The sequence below is a fragment of the Pseudomonas sp. PSPC2-3 genome, assembly GCF_049898265.1.
Classification (GTDB): domain Bacteria; phylum Pseudomonadota; class Gammaproteobacteria; order Pseudomonadales; family Pseudomonadaceae; genus Aquipseudomonas; species Aquipseudomonas veronii.
The window spans coordinates 125,178-143,333 of record NZ_JAFCXJ010000013.1 but is presented as its reverse complement, the minus strand read 5'-3'; the positions used below and the strand labels follow the sequence as shown (position 1 = coordinate 143,333).

At 62.3% G+C, this 18,156-nt stretch carries 15 protein-coding genes; 11 read left to right on the top strand and 4 right to left on the bottom strand.

The window, feature by feature from the left end; all coding sequences use genetic code 11:
- Positions 1-59: 59 nt before the first annotated feature.
- The 5 genes from gshA (at position 60) to tauD (ending at position 5,363) form a co-directional block, all read left to right on the top strand.
- On the top strand, positions 60-1,643 hold the full coding sequence (gene gshA, locus ACP7E3_RS27875) for a glutamate--cysteine ligase (protein ID WP_126587746.1): 1,584 nt from the start codon (positions 60-62) through the stop codon (positions 1,641-1,643).
- Positions 1,644-1,905: 262 nt separating this feature from the next.
- Positions 1,906-2,883 (top strand): taurine ABC transporter substrate-binding protein, encoded by a 978-nt coding sequence (tauA, locus tag ACP7E3_RS27870; protein ID WP_079442631.1) that lies wholly within the window; start codon positions 1,906-1,908, stop codon positions 2,881-2,883.
- A gap of 16 nt (positions 2,884-2,899) precedes the next feature.
- On the top strand, positions 2,900-3,679 hold the full coding sequence (gene tauB, locus ACP7E3_RS27865) for a taurine ABC transporter ATP-binding subunit (RefSeq protein WP_017848579.1): 780 nt from the start codon (positions 2,900-2,902) through the stop codon (positions 3,677-3,679).
- Entirely contained in the window at positions 3,676-4,512 is an 837-nt protein-coding gene (gene tauC / locus ACP7E3_RS27860; RefSeq protein ID WP_102617767.1) for a taurine ABC transporter permease TauC, read from the top strand. The genes tauB and tauC overlap by 4 nt, the downstream gene beginning before the upstream one ends.
- Positions 4,513-4,526: 14 nt before the next feature.
- The gene (gene tauD, locus ACP7E3_RS27855; RefSeq protein ID WP_046385054.1) at positions 4,527-5,363 is read left to right on the top strand and encodes a taurine dioxygenase; all 837 of its coding nucleotides are present in this window, start codon (positions 4,527-4,529) and stop codon (positions 5,361-5,363) included.
- Positions 5,364-5,496: 133 nt separating this feature from the next.
- Here the strand turns inward: tauD and mgrA are convergent, their stop codons facing one another.
- From mgrA to epsC, 4 genes are all read right to left on the bottom strand, one after another.
- Positions 5,497-6,534, bottom strand: coding sequence for an L-glyceraldehyde 3-phosphate reductase (mgrA, locus tag ACP7E3_RS27850; RefSeq protein WP_017848582.1), 1,038 nt, complete (start codon positions 6,532-6,534; stop codon positions 5,497-5,499).
- A 108-nt stretch (positions 6,535-6,642) separates the two neighbouring features.
- On the bottom strand, positions 6,643-7,971 hold the full coding sequence (locus ACP7E3_RS27845; protein WP_082107807.1) for an OprD family outer membrane porin: 1,329 nt from the start codon (positions 7,969-7,971) through the stop codon (positions 6,643-6,645).
- 212 nt (positions 7,972-8,183) lie between these two features.
- Positions 8,184-10,145: a choline transporter BetT gene (betT, locus tag ACP7E3_RS27840; protein WP_017848584.1), complete on the bottom strand. Its 1,962-nt coding sequence runs from the start codon at positions 10,143-10,145 to the stop codon at positions 8,184-8,186.
- Between the two features lie 900 nt (positions 10,146-11,045).
- Complete coding sequence (gene epsC, locus ACP7E3_RS27835; protein ID WP_017848585.1) at positions 11,046-11,972, bottom strand: serine O-acetyltransferase EpsC; 927 nt, start codon at positions 11,970-11,972, stop codon at positions 11,046-11,048.
- 166 nt (positions 11,973-12,138) lie between these two features.
- On the opposite strand from epsC, the gene ACP7E3_RS27830 reads away from it, so the two are divergent.
- The 6 genes from ACP7E3_RS27830 to ACP7E3_RS27805 all read left to right on the top strand — a co-directional run bounded on the left by ACP7E3_RS27830 (position 12,139) and on the right by ACP7E3_RS27805 (position 18,135).
- Complete coding sequence (locus tag ACP7E3_RS27830) at positions 12,139-13,134, top strand: D-cysteine desulfhydrase (RefSeq protein ID WP_046385058.1); 996 nt, start codon at positions 12,139-12,141, stop codon at positions 13,132-13,134.
- 280 nt (positions 13,135-13,414) lie between these two features.
- Positions 13,415-14,209, top strand: coding sequence for a cystine ABC transporter substrate-binding protein (tcyJ, locus tag ACP7E3_RS27825; RefSeq protein WP_017848587.1), 795 nt, complete (start codon positions 13,415-13,417; stop codon positions 14,207-14,209).
- The gene (tcyL, locus tag ACP7E3_RS27820; protein WP_017848588.1) at positions 14,209-14,874 is read left to right on the top strand and encodes a cystine ABC transporter permease; all 666 of its coding nucleotides are present in this window, start codon (positions 14,209-14,211) and stop codon (positions 14,872-14,874) included. The genes tcyJ and tcyL overlap by 1 nt, the downstream gene beginning before the upstream one ends.
- Before the next feature lie 3 nt (positions 14,875-14,877).
- Entirely contained in the window at positions 14,878-15,624 is a 747-nt protein-coding gene (tcyN, locus tag ACP7E3_RS27815; protein ID WP_046385059.1) for an L-cystine ABC transporter ATP-binding protein TcyN, read from the top strand.
- A gap of 306 nt (positions 15,625-15,930) precedes the next feature.
- A complete protein-coding gene (locus tag ACP7E3_RS27810) occupies positions 15,931-16,695 on the top strand; it encodes a hypothetical protein (RefSeq protein ID WP_017848590.1) in 765 nt (254 codons plus the stop codon).
- A gap of 198 nt (positions 16,696-16,893) precedes the next feature.
- Entirely contained in the window at positions 16,894-18,135 is a 1,242-nt protein-coding gene (locus ACP7E3_RS27805) for an SfnB family sulfur acquisition oxidoreductase (protein ID WP_046385060.1), read from the top strand.
- The last annotated feature ends 21 nt before the right edge of the window (positions 18,136-18,156 follow it).

Genomic DNA, 18,156 nt, shown 5'->3' with positions numbered 1-18,156 from the left:
CTTGTAGACCGTCCTGCCCACCCCCATATTGGGGCGACTGACGCGTGAAGGAATCCAACTTGAGCGAACTTCTCAACCGCCGCCTGGCCCTGCTCGGCAAGCGCGAACACCTCTCCCTGCTGGAGCATTGCTTGCACGGCATCGAGCGCGAATGCCTGCGTGTCACCCATGAAGGTCGCCTGGCGCAGACGCCGCATCCCGAAGCCCTGGGCGCCGCGCTGACCCACGAACAGATCACCACCGACTACTCGGAATCGTTGCTGGAGTTCATCACCCCAGCCCTGCCCAACCCGGCCGATACCCTGAGCAGCCTGGACAAGATCCATCGCTTTGCCTACAGCAAGCTCGGCAGCGAATACCTGTGGAGCCCCTCGATGCCGTGCCCGTTGCCGGCCGAGGAAGACATTCCGATTGCCTACTACGGCACCTCCAATATCGGACAGCTCAAGTACGTGTATCGCAAGGGCCTGGCCCTGCGTTACGGCAAGACCATGCAGTGCATTGCCGGCATCCACTACAACTTTTCCCTGCCGGAAAAATTGTGGCCGCTGCTCAAGGAAAGCGAAGGCTTCGTCGGCACCGACCGCGACTATCAGTCCGACGCCTATATCGCCCTGATCCGTAACTTCCGCCGCAACAGCTGGCTGCTGATGTACCTGTTCGGTGCCTCGCCAGCGCTGGACGCAGGCTTCCTGCGCGGCCGTTCGCACCAGTTGGACGTGCTGGATGCCGACACCTTGTACCTGCCGTATGCCACCAGCCTGCGCATGAGCGACCTGGGTTACCAGAGCAACGCCCAGGCCGGCCTGACGCCGTGCTACAACGATTTGGCCAGCTACACCGACAGCCTGCGCGAAGCGGTGGCAACGCCCTACGCGCCTTATGTCGAAGTCGGCACCCACAAGGATGGAGAGTGGGTGCAGCTCAACACCAACATCCTGCAGATCGAAAACGAGTACTACTCCAACATCCGCCCCAAGCGCGTGACCTACACCGGCGAGCGGCCGATCCAGGCGCTGATGGCCCGTGGCATCCAGTACATCGAAGTGCGCTGCCTGGACATCAACCCGTTCCTGCCGATGGGCATCGACCTGCAAGAGTCGCGCTTCCTCGATGCGTTCCTGCTGTATTGCGCGATGAACGACAGCCCGCTGTTCGCCGACAACGAGTGCGGCAACGCCACCTCGAACTTCCTCAGCGTGGTCAAGGAAGGCCGGCGTCCGGGCCTGCAACTGCAGCGCAAGGGCCAGGCGGTGGACATGAAGGAATGGGCCACCGAGCTGCTGGAGCAGATCGCGCCGCTGGCGGCCCTGCTCGATCAGAGCCACGGCATCGAGGAACACCGCCAGGCACTGGACGCCCAGTTGGCCAAGGTCAACGACCCGGCCCTGACGCCATCGGCCCAGGTGTTGGCCGCAATGGCCGAGCGCAAGGAAAGTTTCGCCCAGTTCTCCCTGCACCAGAGCGAGGTGCATGCCGAGTATTTCCGCAGCGAACCGTTGCCCGCCGAAGAGCAGGCGCACTTTGAAGAACTGGCACGCAAGTCGCTGGCGCAACAGGCGGAGCTGGAGCAGAACGAAGTGGGCGATTTCGATGTGTTCGTCGGCTCGTACCAGGCCAGCATCCTGGCCATCAGCAACTAAAAAACGAACTCACTCCCCCAGGGAAATGAGCTCTATGTGGGAGGGGGCTTGCCCCCGATAGCAGTCCTCAGTTAACTGATCAGTGACTGAACCACCGCTATCGGGAGCAAGCTCCCTCCCACATTTGCCCTCACTGGGATGAAGAATCCCGCCCACCCTTCTCCTCATAAGCTAATTCGAAAAAGTTATTTATTTTCGCATTCTTAGATCATTTAGTCTCCTCACACGCCGACACTCGGCCGCCTGATTGAGGAGCTTCCCCTTGAAACTGCATTCCCCTCTCCGCCTCTTGGCGGCATTGTCCCTGGCCGGTGCCAGCCTGTTCGCCCAGGCGGCGGATGTGACCATCGCCTACCAGACCACCGTGGACCCGGCGAAAGTCGCCCAGGCCGACGGCGCGTATGAAAAAGCCACGAACGCCAAGATCGACTGGCGCAAATTCGACAACGGTTCCGACATCATCGCCGCCATCGCGTCCGGCGATGTGCAGATCGGCTACCTCGGTTCCAGCCCGCTGACCGCCGCCATCACCCGTAAAGTGCCGGTGCAGACCTTCCTCGTCGCCACCCAGATCGGCGGTGCCGAAGCCCTGGTGGCGCGCAACGGTTCGGGGATCAACGGCCCGCAGGACCTGATCGGTAAAAAAGTCGCCGTGCCCTTCGTATCCACCGGCCACTACAGCCTGCTGGCCGCGCTGAAGCACTGGAACATCGACCCGGCGAAAGTGACCATCCTCAACCTCGCGCCGCCGGCCATCATCGCCGCCTGGAAGCGCGGCGATATCGACGCCACCTACGTATGGGACCCGGCCCTGGGCGTGGCCAAGGAAAACGGCAAGGTGCTGATCACTTCCGGCGAGCTGGCCACGTTCGGCGCGCCGACCTTCGACGCGTGGATCGTGCGTAAGGACTTCGCCGAGAAGCATCCGGAAATCGTCAGCGCTTTCGCCAAAGTCACCCTGGATGCCTACGCCGCGTACCGCAAAGACCCACAAGCCTGGCTCGCCGACAAAAGCAACGTCGACAAGCTGGTGAAACTCTCCGGGGCCAAGGCCAGCGACATCCCCGCGCTGCTGCAAGGCAACGTCTACCCGCTGGCCGCTGAGCAGGTGACCCTGCTGGGCGCGCCGACCATCAAGGCGGTGACCGATACCGCGGCATTCCTCAAGGAACAAGGCAAGGTCGAGGCGGTGCTGCCGGATTACGCCCCTTACATCAGCGCCAAGTTCATCACCCACTGATCAGGAGTTCATCGCGATGGCCTTGCTACAACTGGAGCGCATCAGCGCACGGTACCCAGGCGCCACAGAACCGGTACTGTCTGATATTTCACTCGAACTTGGGCCCCGGCAATTGCTGGTGGCCCTCGGCCCGTCCGGCAGTGGCAAGACTTCGCTGTTGAACCTGATTGCCGGTTTTGTCGAGCCCTCTGCCGGGCGCATCAGCCTCGATGGCGTGCCAGTCAAAGGCCCGAGCGCCGAACGCGGCGTGGTGTTCCAGGACGATGCCCTGCTGCCCTGGCAGGACGTGCTGGCCAATGTCGGCTTCGGCCTGGAGCTGGCCGGCGTGAGCAAGGCGCAACGCGAAGTGCGCGCCCGGGAAATGCTCGCGCTGGTGGACCTGGCCGGTTTCGACAGCCGGCGCATCTGGCAACTGTCCGGCGGCCAGAAGCAACGCGTCGGCCTGGCCCGCGCCCTGGCGGCAGACCCGCGTGTACTGCTGATGGACGAACCCTTCGGCGCCCTCGATGCATTCACCCGCGAACAGATGCAGGAGCTGCTGCTGCAAGTCTGGCGGCGCACGGCCAAGCCGGTGTTCCTGATCACCCATGACATCGAAGAAGCGGTGTTCCTTGCCACCGATCTGATCCTGCTGGCGCCCAACCCCGGTCAGATCGTCGAGCGCCTGCACCTGGATTTCGGTCAACGTTATGCGGCCGGCGAGTCGGCGCGAGCGATCAAATCCGACCCGCGCTTTATCGAAACCCGCGAACACGTGCTGGGCAAAGTGTTCTCCCAACGGCAGGTGTCCGCATGAGCAGCTACGAACTTCCCGCCACGGTCGCCAAGCCGGTGGCGCGCACCGTTATCCCGCTGCGGCGCAGCCTGAGTACGCGTTGGATCAGCCTGTTGACGCTGGTTGCCTTGCTGGTGATCTGGTGGGCGGTGACCGCCAGCGACCTGATCGAACCATTGTTCCTGCCGCCACCGTCCGCCGTGCTGCAAAAAGGCTGGTTGCTGGCGACCACGGGCTATATGGATTCCACCTTGTGGCAGCACCTCGGCGCGAGCCTCGAACGCATCGGCCTGGGCCTGGGCTTTGCGGTGCTGACCGCGGTCCCCGTGGGGATTGCCATCGGCTCGAACCGTATCGCGCGGGGTATTCTCGACCCGTTGATCGAGTTCTACCGGCCGATTCCACCCCTGGCCTACCTGCCGCTGATCGTGATCTGGTGCGGCATCGGTGAGCTGTCCAAAGTGCTGCTGATCTACCTGGCGATCTTTGCCCCGATTGCCATCGCGACCGCGACCGGCGTGCGTACCGTCGACCCGGCCAAGCTGCGTGCCGCGCAGTCGCTGGGGGCCACGCGCGCCCAGCTGATTCGCCACGTGATCCTGCCGAGCGCGCTGCCCGACATCCTCACCGGCGTGCGTATCGGGCTGGGAGTTGGCTGGTCGACCTTGGTCGCCGCCGAGCTGATCGCCGCCACCAGCGGCCTGGGCTTCATGGTGCAGTCGGCGGCGCAGTTCCTGGTCACCGATGTCGTGGTGCTGGGGATTCTGGTGATCGCACTGATCGCCTTCGCCATGGAAATGGGCCTGCGGGCCCTGCAGCGTAAATGGGTGCCGTGGCATGGCCAGGCACACTGAGTGATGAGAACCCAATGAGCAGCCTGACCGTTACCCCATTAAGCACCGCCCTCGGCGCGCAGATCAGTGGCGTCGATATCACTCAACCGCTGAACCCCGAACAGCGCGACGCCATCGAACAGGCGTTGCTCACTCATTCGGTAGTGTTTTTCCGCGACCAGCCGCTCACGCCGCAGCAACAAGCACGCTTCGCGGCGAACTTCGGCGATCTGCACATTCATCCGATCTACCCCAACGTGCCGGAACAGCCTGAAGTGCTGATCCTCGACACCGCCGTCACCGACGTGCGCGACAACGCCGTGTGGCACACCGACGTGACCTTTCTGCCCACCCCGGCCCTCGGCGCGGTGCTGAGTGCCAAGCAACTGCCGGCGTTTGGCGGCGACACGCTGTGGGCCAGCGGGATTGCTGCGTATGCGGCCCTGTCCGAGCCGCTGAAGAGGCTGCTCGACGGGCTCACCGCCACGCACGACTTCACCAAGTCCTTCCCGCTGGAGCGTTTTGGCAACACTGCCGAAGACCTGGCGCGCTGGGAAGAAACCCGCAAGAAGAACCCGCCGCTGTCGCACCCGGTGGTACGCACCCACCCGGTGAGTGGGCGCAAGTCGCTGTTTGTCAGCGAGGGCTTCACCACCAGAATCAACGAGCTGGAAGCGGCGGAGAGCGAGGCGATCTTGAAGCTGCTGTTCGCCCACGCGACACGCCCGGAGTTCACGATTCGCTGGCGCTGGCAGGAGAATGACGTGGCGTTCTGGGATAACCGCGTCACCCAGCATTACGCGGTGGACGACTACCGGCCACAGCGGCGGGTGATGCACCGGGCGACGATTCTTGGCGATGTGCCGTTCTGAGCCGAACACGACAGTCGCCACACTGAAGACAAAATGTGGGAGGGGGCTTGCCCCCGATTGCGCTGTATCAGTCAATGCATGTACTGACTGACCCACCGCCATCGGGGGCAAGCCCCCTCCCACATTGACCGGGTTATTCAGCCGTCGATGGCTTTTCCCACAAGTTGATCCCGCCTTCCAGCGCAAACCGATCGATCTCCGCCAGTTCTTCGGCGGTGAAGCTCAAGTTCTTCAGCGCCCCGACGTTCTCGATGATCTGCTCCGGCCGGCTCGCGCCGATCAGCGCACTGGTTACCCGTGGGTCACGCAGGGTCCAGGCCAGGGCCAGTTGGGCCAGGCTTTGGCCACGGCGCTTGGCGATTTCATTCAGCGCGCGCACGTGAGCGAGGTTGGCTTCGGACAAGTGCTTGGCCTGCAACGAACCTCCACCGGGGCGATTGACCCGTGCATCGGCCGGCACGCCATTGAGGTACTTGTCGGTCAGCAGCCCCTGGGCCAACGGCGTGAACGCGATCACCCCGGCGCCGAGGGCTTCGGTGGTGTCGAGCAGGTCTTTTTCCACCCAGCGGTTGAGCAGGTTGTAGGCCGGCTGATGGATCAGCAGCGGGACTTTCCACTCGTTGAGCAAGGCGGCGATTTCGCGGGTTTTCACCCCGGAGTAGGAAGAAATACCGATGTACAACGCCTTGCCTTGCTGCACGGCGGTGGCGAGGGCGCTGGCGGTTTCTTCCAGGGGGGTGTCGGCATCGAAGCGGTGCGAGTAGAAAATATCCACATAGTCGACGCCCAGGCGCTGCAGGCTCTGGTCCAGGCTCGCCAGGATGTATTTGCGCGAACCGCCGCCCTGGCCATAAGGGCCGGGCCACATGTCCCAACCGGCCTTGCTGGAGATGATCAATTCGTCGCGGTAATGCTTGAAGTCTTCGCGCAGCAAACGCCCGAAGTTGATCTCGGCGCTGCCATAGGGCGGGCCGTAGTTGTTGGCCAGGTCGAAGTGGTTGATCCCCAGGTCGAACGCGGTGCGCAGCAGGGCGCGCTGGGTGTCGATCGGGGTGCTGTCGCCAAAGTTGTGCCACAGCCCCAGGGACAGTGCCGGCAGCACCAAGCCACTGCGGCCGACGCGGCGATACGGAATAGATTCGTAGCGGTTTTCGGCAGCGATATAAGTCATCGAATCCTCTCTTGGACGGGGGCAAATAAGGCCTGGGAATAAGCCTATTCCCAGGCCTTTTAAGCAGCTGAATCGCTTAACGTTGCCTTTCCGTTTTACAGCAAACTCCTACCAGAGTGGAACGACATAGCTGACATAAAAGCGGTTTTCATCCTGCACAGTGGCACCGGTAATGTCTGGGCTGGCGTGGGCGTTTTTCCAGGTCACGCCCAGGCCCTTGAGGGTGCCGGTCGGCACTTGGTAGGCCACGGCAACGTTGCGTTCCCATTCGCTGGTAGTGCCCTGTGCGGTGCGGATGTCATCGCCGTGGGCATAGGCGGCGGAGAACGTCAGGCCGTTGAGGCCCAGTTTGCCGAAGTCATATTTGTATTGCGCCAGCCAGGTGCGTTCGCCGGCGTGCTGGAATTTGTTCAACTGCATGTTGGTCAGCGCCGGGGTGTCGGCACCCGAGCCGGGGCCCTGGCGGCTGTCGCCGCTGTTCAGGCCGGAATCCAGGTAGGGGAAGTCGCTGCTGCCGCTGTTTTTCTGGATGCCGAGGCCGACGGTATGACCTTCCAGGCTGTAGCTTTCCAACAGGCTGACGGTGGACTGGTTGATGCGGCCCTTGTTCACGCCATCGCCATAGACCCCCGCCGCGGCATAATCCTTGTCGCCATCGGCGTTACCGCCCACCCCCAGGCTGCGGAACATACGCACATCGGTATCGATCGCACCGACCGACAACGCGTCATGGCGCTTGGCACCGAGGAAGAACTGTTGGTAGTAATCCTCAAGGTTGGAATACCACAGGCTGACGGTGGTGCCCGGCAAGCCGGTGTAGTCGGCACCGCCGAAGAGGAAGCGGTCGCTTTCCTTGGTGCCGCCCGCGGTGATCATGCCCTGGTCGCCGGTTTCATTGCGGATCTTGGTCTTGAAGATATCGCCACCGGTGAAGGTGAAGTCGCTGAGGTCCTTGGAGACCAGTTGCACACCGGTGTTGGTCTGCTGGTACAGGCGGCCGTCGGTGTTGGCCAGCACCGGGTTGTTGCCATACAGCGTACCGACCCGCAGTTCATCCTTGGCGAAGCGCATTTTGAACGTCGGGCTCAGCACGCCGAACTGGTCAGCGGATTTACCGTCGTCCAGCGGGAACATGCTGCCGGGGTAGCGGCCCTGGTGATTCTTGTCATTGAGGTCGCCGCCGGAGTCCAGTTTCAAACCATAGAACGCCTGCAAGTCGAGGCCGAAACCCACGGGGCCTTCGGTGTAGCCGGACTTGAAGTTGAACTCGAAACCCTGGCCCCAATCGCGAATGCTGTGGGCCTTGGCATTGCTGCCGACCACGTCACGCCCCTGCTGGTTGAGATAGCGGTTGAGCAGGGTCACATCGGCGTGGCTGTCATCGATAAAATCGGCATGGGCGGACAGCATAAAGCTCGCCATGGCGACACCGACCATGGGGCTTAATAACGTCTTCATTGTTACCGGTCTCCGTCACTGTTCTGAAATGAAAGCGTCAAACGCTTCACACAATTACGCAGTGGCTAGATGACAGTTGCGCGTCAAAACGCGGCGGGGGCACATGAAATTAAGTTTAAGAAAGCCCCGTAATAGAGGCCTTGCGTGGGGGTAAAGCGCGCCCTGCCCACGCGGGAGCAGGGCCTGGAACATCAACGCACCAAGTGCAGGAACTGCAGGTGGCGCTCGTACTGGTCGAGAATATCGTTGATGACCTGCTCCTTGGTATAGCCCACCAGATCGTAGTCCTGGCTGCCCTCGCTCAAGTGGACTTCGGCCCGGTAGTAGCGACGGTTGTTGAGCTCCTTGGAACCCATGCCGCCACGGGCAAACGACGGTGTGAAGTACCCGCGCATTTGTACCTGATAAACGAACGGATGCTCTTCGCCATGGCCGATTTCCAGGCTGACGCTGTCGTTGGACGGGTCAGGCTGGGTCACCACATTCAGGCCCTTCTCGACGAACACAGCGGTCACTTCTTCAATCGCCGGGCGTACCGTCGACTCAAGGAAGCGGTACACCTCGTCGCGCGACGGGAAATGCACCGCCTGGCTCAAACGCTGGCGCCAGCCGCCACGGCCCTTGCGTGCCGCGGACACAGGGGCCAACGAATGCAGTTGGGCGATCTGCTTCTGCGATTCGAGGTAGAAGGCTTTGTGCAGCCCCCACATCATCAGCAGCAGGATCAACGAGAACGGCAACGAGGTCAGCACCACCGCCGATTTCAGCGAATCGATACTGCCGGCAAACAGCAAGGCACTGGTCACCAGCGCGGTCATCGCGCCCCAGAACACCCGCAGCCACTTCGGCCCGTCTTCATCGGCGTTGCCGCCTTTGGATGACAGCGTGGACAGCACCACGGTGCCGGAGTCGGCGGAGGTGACGAAGAACACGAAGCTGATAAACACCGTGACCGCGATCACCGTCTTGCTCCACGGGTAGGTTTCCAGCAGCAGGTAGAGGCTCATCGACGGGTCATCGATGGCCGACTGGCCGAGCGCCGTCATCCCGTGATTGAGCACCTGGTCGATGGCGCTGTTGCCGAAGATCGACATCCACGCCAGGGTGAAACCCAGCGGGATCAGCAGCACGCCAAACACGAATTCGCGGATGGTGCGGCCACGGGAAATACGCGCGATAAACAGGCCCACGAACGGCGACCAGGCAATCCACCAGGCCCAGTAGAACACGGTCCAGCCACCCAGCCAGTCGCTCGGCTTGTCGTAGGCGTAGACGTCGAAACTCTTGGTCGGCAGTGCGCCGAGGTAGTCGCCGATGTTCTGGATCAGGGTGTTGAGCAAGTGCTGGGTGGGCCCGGCGAACAACACGAACAGCAGCAGCGCACAGGCCAGCAGCATGTTGATGTCGGACATCACGCGCACGCCCTTGTCCACGCCAGCCACCGCCACCAGGATCGCCGCACCCATCATCAGGGTGATCAGGCCGACCTGGATCCACTGGGTGTGGGCAATGCCAAACAGGTAATCCAACCCGGCGTTGAGGTGCAGCACACCGAAGCCCATGTCGGCACCGAGGCCGAACACCGTGGCGATGATGCCGAAGCCGTCCACCGCGTAGCCGATCGGGCCGTTGATGCGCTTGCCGATCAGCGGGTACAGCGCCGAACGCAACGCCAACGGCAGGTTATGCCGGTAGGCGAAGTACGCGAGGGCCATGCCGACAAAGGCGAACACGCCCCAGCCATGCAGACCCCAGTGCAGAAACAGGATCTGCATGGCCTGGCGCGCGGCATCGGCGTTCATCGCCGCGCCCTGGGGCGGTTGCACCAGGTGCGTCAGCGGCTCGGAGACGCAAAAGAAAAACAGCGTGATGCTGATCCCGGCGGCGAACAGCATGCCGGCCCAGGACAGGTAACTGAACTCGGGCTCGTCGTGGTCGGCACCGAGTTTTATCTTGCCGTAGCCCGATAGCGCGGTGACCACCACGAAGACCAGATACAGAGTCATCGCGAGCATGTAGTACCAGCCGACCGTATTGGCCGCCCAGTTTTGCGCCGCCAGCAGCCAGGCACCGGCCTGTTGCGGGATGGCGATGACGGTGATGCCGAACAGCAGGATGAAGCTTGCGGCGAAATAGAACACGGGCGCATTCATACGCACCAGACCGCTGGGTGGGGTGGTCGATGCACTCATGAACGATGCACCCCTGAGGTGTGAGATGTGGCTGTGAATAACGGACTCAGCAAAGGTAAGCCTCCTGTTGTGAGCGGGCAGCGAACCACCGATTTAACTTGAACGAACGTTCAAGTTAAACATGGATAGGCGGTTTTGGACTAATCGCAGGGCTGAGTGGTAGGTGATTCCTACACTAGCTCAAGGACTGGTATGACGCCTGGGCGAGGCAAATCGTTCAGCGGTTGCCGACTGAAATACCGCTCACATTTGAAACGCAGTCAACCTGTGGGAGGGGGCTTGCCCCCGATTGCGGTGGATCAGCCAGCACATGCATTGAGCGGCCCACCGCTATCGGGAGCAAGCTCCCTCCCACAAGTTTGTGTGTGATCTTTTGGGTGCCGTCGTCATGCTGATAAATTGAACATGGATAGGCCGCAAGGCTGAGGGGTAGGTGATTGAACGAGGCAAATCATCCAGCGGTTGCCGACTCAAACACCGCTCACATTTGAAATACAGTCACCCTGTGGGAGGGGGCTTGCCCCCGATTGTGGTGGGTCAGCCAGCACATGCATTGAGCGGCCCACCGCAATCGGGAGCAAGCTCCCTCCCACAGGGTTTTGTGTGATCTTTTGGGTGCCGTCGTCATGCTGATAAATTGAACATGGATAGGCCGCAAGGCTGAGGGGTAGGCGATTGAACGAGGCAAATCATCCAGCGGTTGCCGACTGAAATACCGCTCACATTTGAAACGCAGTCACCCTGTGGGAGGGGGCTTGCCCCCGATTGTGGTGGGTCAGCCAGCACATGCATTGAGCGGCCCACCGCTATCGGGAGCAAGCTCCCTCCCACAAGTTTGTGTGTGATGTTTAAGGGCGTGCGTTACTTTTGGGTGCCGTCGTCATGCTGCAGATTCGCCTGCGTGATGTTCGCCCCCACCGGTACGCTGCGGGTCAGCCACACGTTGCCGCCAATGGTCGAGCCCTTGCCGATGGTGATCCGCCCGAGGATCGTCGCCCCGGCATAGATCACCACGTCGTCCTCGACGATCGGATGGCGTGGATGGCCTTTCTGCAACTGCCCGTCCTCATCCGCCGGGAAGCGCTTGGCGCCCAACGTCACCGCCTGGTAGATACGCACGCGCTCGCCGATGATCGCGGTTTCGCCAATCACCACACCCGTGCCGTGGTCGATAAAGAAACTCGGGCCGATCTGCGCGCCGGGGTGTATGTCGATGCCGGTGGCCGAGTGGGCGATCTCCGCGCTGATACGCGCCAACAACGGCAGGCCGGCGCGGTACAGATGATGGGCCAGGCGATGGTGAATCACCGCCAGTATCCCCGGATAGCACAGCAGCACTTCATCCACACTGCGCGCAGCCGGGTCGCCGTGGTAGGCGGCCAGCACATCGGTGTCCAACAGGCTACGCAGGGACGGCAAGGCCAGGGCGAAATCCTGGATCAGGCGGATGGCGCGGGCGTCGACCTCACTGTCATCCTGGCCGCTCTGGCGCGCGGCGTAGCGCAGTTCCAGGCGCGCTTGGCCGAGCAAGGCATTCAAGGCGACGTCGAGGGTGTGGCCGACGTAGAAATCTTCACTTTCCTCACGCAAGTCCACCGGCCCCAGGCGCATCGGAAACAGCGCGCCGCACAGCGCTTCGAGGATCTGCGCCACGGCCTCGCGCGAAGGCAGCTCGCGACCGCCATGCTCGCCACTCATGCGGCCATTGCGCGCTCGCCACTGGTCCCGCGCGCTGCGCAGTTGGCTGACAATGGTGGGTAATTGCCAATGACTGGAACGCTCACTCACGGTATTCACTCCTGACAAAATGGCCATCACTTTACGATAGGCACCCCGGCTGCTCTTAAGAACCAATGGTGCGATGCTAAGAACCATCAAGCATAAACGATTGGCGGTTGCCCGATGAAAAGTGCCTGCCTATAGTCGCCCCATCACTTAGCAACCGTGCGTAGCCATGATCAAACAACAGCTCGACCGTTTTAACCGCCTGGAACTGCTGGGCGGCGCCACTGCCCTGGAAAAACTCGAGCGGCTGTCGACCTGGCTGGGCAGGGACATCTACGTCAAGCGCGACGACACCACACCGCTGGCCATGGGCGGCAACAAGCTGCGCAAACTCGAATACCTGGCGGCCGATGCCATCGCCCAGGGTGCCGATACCCTGGTGACCGCCGGGGCCATCCAATCCAACCACGTGCGCCAGACCGCCGCGCTGGCCGCCAAGCTGGGCCTGGGCTGCGTCGCTCTGCTGGAAAATCCCACCGGCACCGAAGACCCCAACTACCTCGGCAACGGCAACCGTCTGCTGCTGGACCTGTTCGACGCCAAGGTCGAGTTGGTAGAGAACCTCGACAACGCCGACGACCAGCTCAACGCCCTCGCCGATCGCCTGCGCAGCAACGGCAAGAAGCCGTACCTGGTGCCCATCGGCGGCTCCAATGCGCTCGGCGCCCTGGGTTATGTGCGGGCCGGGCTGGAACTGGCTGCGCAGATCGAAGACAGCGGTCTGGAATTCGCCGCCGTGGTCTTGGCCTCGGGCAGTGCGGGCACCCACAGTGGCCTGGCCCTGGCGTTGAGCGAAGTGCTGCCGAACTTGCCGGTCGTCGGCGTTACCGTGTCGCGCACCGACGAAGCCCAACGCCCGAAAGTGCAGGGCCTGGCCGAGCGCACCGCCGCGTTGCTCGGTGTGGACATCCCCGAGGCCTTCAAGGTGATCCTGTGGGACGAATACTTCGGCCCGCGTTATGGTGAACCGAACGCCGGCACCCTTTCAGCGGTCAAGCTATTGGCGAGCCAGGAAGGCTTGCTGCTGGACCCGGTCTACACTGGCAAGGCCATGGCCGGCTTGCTGGACGGTATCGGGCGTCAGCGCTTTGAGGATGGCCCGATCATTTTCCTGCATACCGGTGGGGCGCCAGCGTTGTTTGCTTACAACGCCGTATTTAACTGAATAAACAGGGATCAACATGTGGGAGGGGGCTTGCCCCCGATAGCGGTGGGTCAGTGATACATGCATAAACTGACACGGCCCTATCGGGGGCAAGCCCCCTCCCACAATTGAATTAAGTACATATTCAAAAATAGAATATCAATTTAGATTTATATTATTTTCAAGTCTTAAAAACCGGCTTTATCATCGCGCCGTAGGCGAAGACGCGCTACGCGCTTTAAGGCAGGATACGTCTACCGCGTCACCTGCTTCGCTCAACATAACAACACAGGGGCTCTTCATGACTATTTCTGTATTCCGTCGCACATTGCTGGTCGGCACTCTGGGCCTGGCCCTCGGCGCTGGTTGGTTGGGCCAGGCCGTGGCCGGCGAACAGTTGGGCAACATCAAAAAAGCCGGTGAGATCAAGATCGGTCTCGAAGGCACTTACCCACCGTTCAGCTTTGTCGACGAAAGCGGCAAGCTCAGCGGTTTCGAGGTCGAGCTGTCGGAGGCGCTGGCCAAGGAGCTGGGCGTCAAGGTCAAACTGCAGGCCACGCCATGGGACGGCATCCTCGCCGCCCTGGAATCCAAGCGCCTGGATGCGGTCGTCAACCAAGTGACCATCTCCGAAGAGCGCAAGAAGAAGTACGACTTCTCCAAGCCTTATACCGTCTCCGGCATCCAGGCCCTGACCCTGGCCAAAAACGTCGACACCATCAAGACCGCCGACGACCTGGCCGGCAAGAAAGTCGGCGTGGGCCTGGGCACCAACTACGAACAATGGCTCAAGGACAATCAGCCCAAAGCCATCATCAAGACCTACAACGATGACCCCACCAAGTTCCAGGACCTGCGCATCGGCCGCATCGACGCGATTCTGATCGACCGCCTCGCCGCACTCGAATACGCCAAGAAAGCCAAGGACACTGCCGCCGCCGGCGACGCCTTCTCCCGCCAGGAAGCCGGTATTGCCCTGCGCAAAGGCGAGCCGGAATTGCTCGAGGCCGTGAACAAGGCGCTCGACAAACTGCGCGCCGACGGCACCTTGAAGAAGCTGTCCGAGAAGTACTTCAACGCTGACGTCACTCAATAATGGAAGCAGGTTTCCAACTCGCGCTGGACTCCGCGCCCTTTCTGCTCAAGGGCGCGTATTTCACGGTAATCCTCAGCCTCGGCGGGATGTTTTTCGGCTTGCTGCTGGGCTTCGGCCTGGCCTTGATGCGCCTGTCGCGCTTCATGCTGCTGCGCGGCGTCGCTCGCGTCTACGTGTCGTTCTTTCGCGGCACGCCCCTGCTGGTGCAACTGTTCCTGATCTACTACGGCTTGCCGCAAGTGGGCATCGAGCTGGACCCGATCCCGGCCGCCATGATCGGCTTCTCGCTGAACATGGCCGCCTACGCCTGTGAAATCCTGCGTGCCGCCATCGCGTCCATCGAGCGCGGCCAGTGGGAAGCCGCGGCCAGTATCGGCATGACCCGCGCGCAGACCCTGCGCCGGGCCATCCTGCCGCAAGCGATGCGTACCGCGTTGCCGCCGCTGGGCAACAGCTTTATTTCGCTGGTCAAGGACACCGCGCTGGCGGCCACCATCCAGGTGCCCGAGCTGTTCCGCCAGGCGCAACTGGTGTCGGCGCGCACCTTCGAAATCTTCACCATGTATCTGTCCGCCGCCCTGATCTACTGGGTCCTGGCAAGCATCCTGGCGCATTTTCAAAATCGTCTGGAAGACCGGGTCAACCGGCATGACCTGGAGTCTTGAAGCATGATCGTGGTTGAAAAACTGACCAAACAATTCAACGGCCAGGTGGTGCTCAACGGCATCGACCTGGAGGTCAAGGAAGGCGAAGTCGTCGCCATCATCGGCCCCAGCGGCTCCGGCAAGACCACGTTCCTGCGCTGCCTGAACTTCCTCGAAACCCCCACCAGCGGTCGCATCAAGGTCGGTGACATCGAGATCGACAGCAGCAAGCCGCTCAACCAGCAACAGGGCCTGGTGCGGCGCCTGCGCCAGCACGTGGGTTTTGTGTTCCAGAACTTCAACCTGTTCCCGCACCGCACCGCGCTGGAAAACGTCATCGAAGGCCCGACCGTGGTCAAGAAGATGCCCCGTGAGGCCGCGACCGCCCTGGGCCGCACGCTGTTGGCGCGGGTCGGCCTGGCCGGCAAGGAAGACGCCTACCCCCGGCGCCTCTCCGGCGGCCAGCAACAGCGCGTGGCGATTGCCCGGGCGTTGGCCATGGAGCCGGAGGTGATCCTGTTCGACGAACCCACCTCGGCCCTCGACCCGGAACTGGTGGGCGAAGTGCTGGCGACCATTCGCAGCCTGGCCGAAGAAAACCGCACCATGGTGATCGTCACCCACGAAATGAGCTTTGCCCGGGATGTCGCCAACCGGGTGATCTTCTTCGACAAAGGGGTGATCGTGGAGCAAGGCGAGGCCAAGGCGTTGTTCGCCAACCCCAGGGAAGAACGCACGAAACAGTTCCTGAGCAAGTTTCTCGCGCATTGACGCGCGCCCACCGGCAGCACAACGCGTGTGGGGGAGCCCGCTCCCGCACACGCCCGGCCTGCCTGGGTAAAACAGCCCCCGCGCCACCCCCGAAATTCCCGCGCCCAGTCAGACCGTTCTGAATCGTCCCAAACCCGCCGTTTAGCCTTTTGCCGCCATTGACGCCCTCCGGCCAACGCTCTTATCTAGCGCCCAGAGGATTGGATCCTATCCCGGCTTTTCACTGAATCGTTCCTTTCGGCCCCCGTCGCGTTCCCGCGCCAAGGGTCCGGAACGATTGCTGCTGGCTGCATCAAGGAGATTACTATGACGCGCACCGCAACCCCGGCCCTGCTCACTGCCCCGACCCTGCCCCAGGCACTTGGCAACGGCATCAACGCCCTGGCCGCCACACAGCTGCAAGTCGACATCGCGCCCTACCCCGGCATGGATGAGGGTGACCTGATCGAGCTGTTCTGGAACAACTGCTTTGCCGACTCGCGGCGTATCACCGCGTGCAAGGTCGGCACCGCCACCCAACTGCGGGTGCCGGAAAGCTTTGTGCAGGACGGCCATGCGCGGGTTCACTACCAGGTCATGCAGATCGGCCACGGCCCCGCACGCTCAGCGGTGACCACGGTGCAGGTCAAGACCAACTACCCGGGCGGCCAACCGAGCGCGCTGTACAGCGACGAAAACCAGAACCTCGCCCCTGTGGGCCTGCCCGACATGATTCGTCGCTACGGCGTCAACAGCAGCCAGGTGCGGCGCGGTATTCCGCTGACCATCGAACCCTACCTGAACATGACCCGCGGCGACGCCATCACCCTGCGCTGGGGGGATGCGCGCCTGGACCTGCCGAAAATCCAGGCCCGAGCCGTCGGCATCGCGGTGCAGGTGTGGGTGCCGTCGGCGATCATCATCGAAGCCGGCGACGACAGCCGGCTGGACGTCACGTACTGCATTCTCGATCGGGTGGGCAATAACTCACGCTGGGCGCCGGCCCGCACACTGCGCATCGCCGCCTATGTGCCGGCGACGCCGAAGCGCCCTTCCAGCGCCGCGCAGATCTATCAACCGCGTCGCCCCTGAAGCGTGGGTAACGGCCCTTCTATGCATATTCCTAAAAGTTAGTTTATTTAAATATTTAACACGTTTAGGGTATATAAACCGGACCACCGGACATTCCTGATTGTTTTGTTTCCATTTCATTGAATGCGAGGTCGGTATGGTCAGAATTACCCCGGTGCAGAACGCCAGGGCATTACGTGCAGCCAAGGAGCGGCGCTGATGTCTAACTTGGCTCTAACACCCCCCCAGAGTGATCTGGACGTCGCCCCCCTGCTGTTGCCGGCCGTTGTGCTGCGCAACGATGCCCAAGCGCTGAGCGCGGCCCATGAGTTGGCCCAGGCCGCGCGCGTACAGGCCGCCAAGCGCGACCAGCAGCGCAAGCTGCCCTGGGCGCAGATCGAGCAATTCACCCGCAGTGGGCTGGGCAGTATTTCCATTCCCCGCGAGTACGGCGGCCCGCAGGTGTCGTTCACCACCCTGGCCGAAGTCTTCGCGATCATCAGCGCGGCCGACCCGGCCCTCGGGCAGATCCCGCAAAACCATTTCGGCATCCTGCACCTGCTGCAGGGCGCGGCCACCGAGCGCCAGAAAAAACAGCTGTTCCAGAGCGTGCTCGACGGCTGGCGCATCGGTAACGGCGGCCCGGAGCGCGGCACCAAAAACACCCTGGAGCTCAAGGCGCGGATCAGCGCCGAAGGCGACGGTTACGTGATCAGCGGCCAGAAGTTCTACTCCACCGGCGCCCTGTTCGCCCATTGGGTCGCGGTGAAGGCGCTGAACGACGACGGCAAGCAGGTCATGGCATTTGTGCGCCGTGGCACGCAAGGACTGCGCATCGTCGACGACTGGTCCGGCTTCGGCCAACGCACCACCGCCAGCGGCACCGTGCTGCTCGACCGGGTGCCGGTGGACGCAGAGCTGGTGGTCGAAAACTGGCGCCTCGGCCAAAGCCCGAATATCCAGGGCGCGGTCTCGCAATTGATCCAGGCAGCCATCGACGCCGGCATTGCCCGTGGCGCGCTGGATGACACCATTGCGTTCGTCCGCGAGCGCTCACGCCCGTGGATCGACGCCAAGGTCGAACGCGCCAGCGATGACCTGTATGTGATCGCCGACATCGGCAAATTGAAGATCGAACTGCACGCCGCCGAAGCCCTCCTGCGCAAGGCCGGCCAGGTGCTGGACCAGGTCAGCGCCGCGCCGATCACCGCGCAGTCCGCCGCACGCGCCTCGATTGCCGTGGCCGAGGCCAAGGTGTTGACCACCGAAGTGTCGCTGCTGGCCAGCGAAAAACTCTTCGAACTGGCCGGCAGCCGCGCCACCCTCGCCGAATTCAACCTCGACCGCCACTGGCGCAATGCCCGGGTCCACACCCTGCACGACCCGGTGCGCTGGAAGTATCACGCGGTGGGCGCTTATCGCCTGAACGGCACATTGCCGGCTCGTCACTCCTGGATCTAACCGCCCAGAACACTTTTTCCA

Coding starts and splice junctions, on each gene's coding strand:
- ACP7E3_RS27830 (WP_046385058.1), top strand. CDS start 12,139: ATGATCAAACAACAGCTCGACCGTTTTAACCGCCTGGAACTGCTGGGC.
- mgrA (WP_017848582.1), bottom strand. CDS start 6,534: ATGACTTATATCGCTGCCGAAAACCGCTACGAATCTATTCCGTATCGC.
- ACP7E3_RS27805 (WP_046385060.1), top strand. CDS start 16,894: ATGTCTAACTTGGCTCTAACACCCCCCCAGAGTGATCTGGACGTCGCC.
- ACP7E3_RS27810 (WP_017848590.1), top strand. CDS start 15,931: ATGACGCGCACCGCAACCCCGGCCCTGCTCACTGCCCCGACCCTGCCC.
- tcyL (WP_017848588.1), top strand. CDS start 14,209: ATGGAAGCAGGTTTCCAACTCGCGCTGGACTCCGCGCCCTTTCTGCTC.
- ACP7E3_RS27845 (WP_082107807.1), bottom strand. CDS start 7,971: ATGGTCGGTGTCGCCATGGCGAGCTTTATGCTGTCCGCCCATGCCGAT.
- betT (WP_017848584.1), bottom strand. CDS start 10,145: ATGAATGCGCCCGTGTTCTATTTCGCCGCAAGCTTCATCCTGCTGTTC.
- tauD (WP_046385054.1), top strand. CDS start 4,527: ATGAGCAGCCTGACCGTTACCCCATTAAGCACCGCCCTCGGCGCGCAG.
- tauC (WP_102617767.1), top strand. CDS start 3,676: ATGAGCAGCTACGAACTTCCCGCCACGGTCGCCAAGCCGGTGGCGCGC.
- tcyJ (WP_017848587.1), top strand. CDS start 13,415: ATGACTATTTCTGTATTCCGTCGCACATTGCTGGTCGGCACTCTGGGC.
- tauB (WP_017848579.1), top strand. CDS start 2,900: ATGGCCTTGCTACAACTGGAGCGCATCAGCGCACGGTACCCAGGCGCC.
- tcyN (WP_046385059.1), top strand. CDS start 14,878: ATGATCGTGGTTGAAAAACTGACCAAACAATTCAACGGCCAGGTGGTG.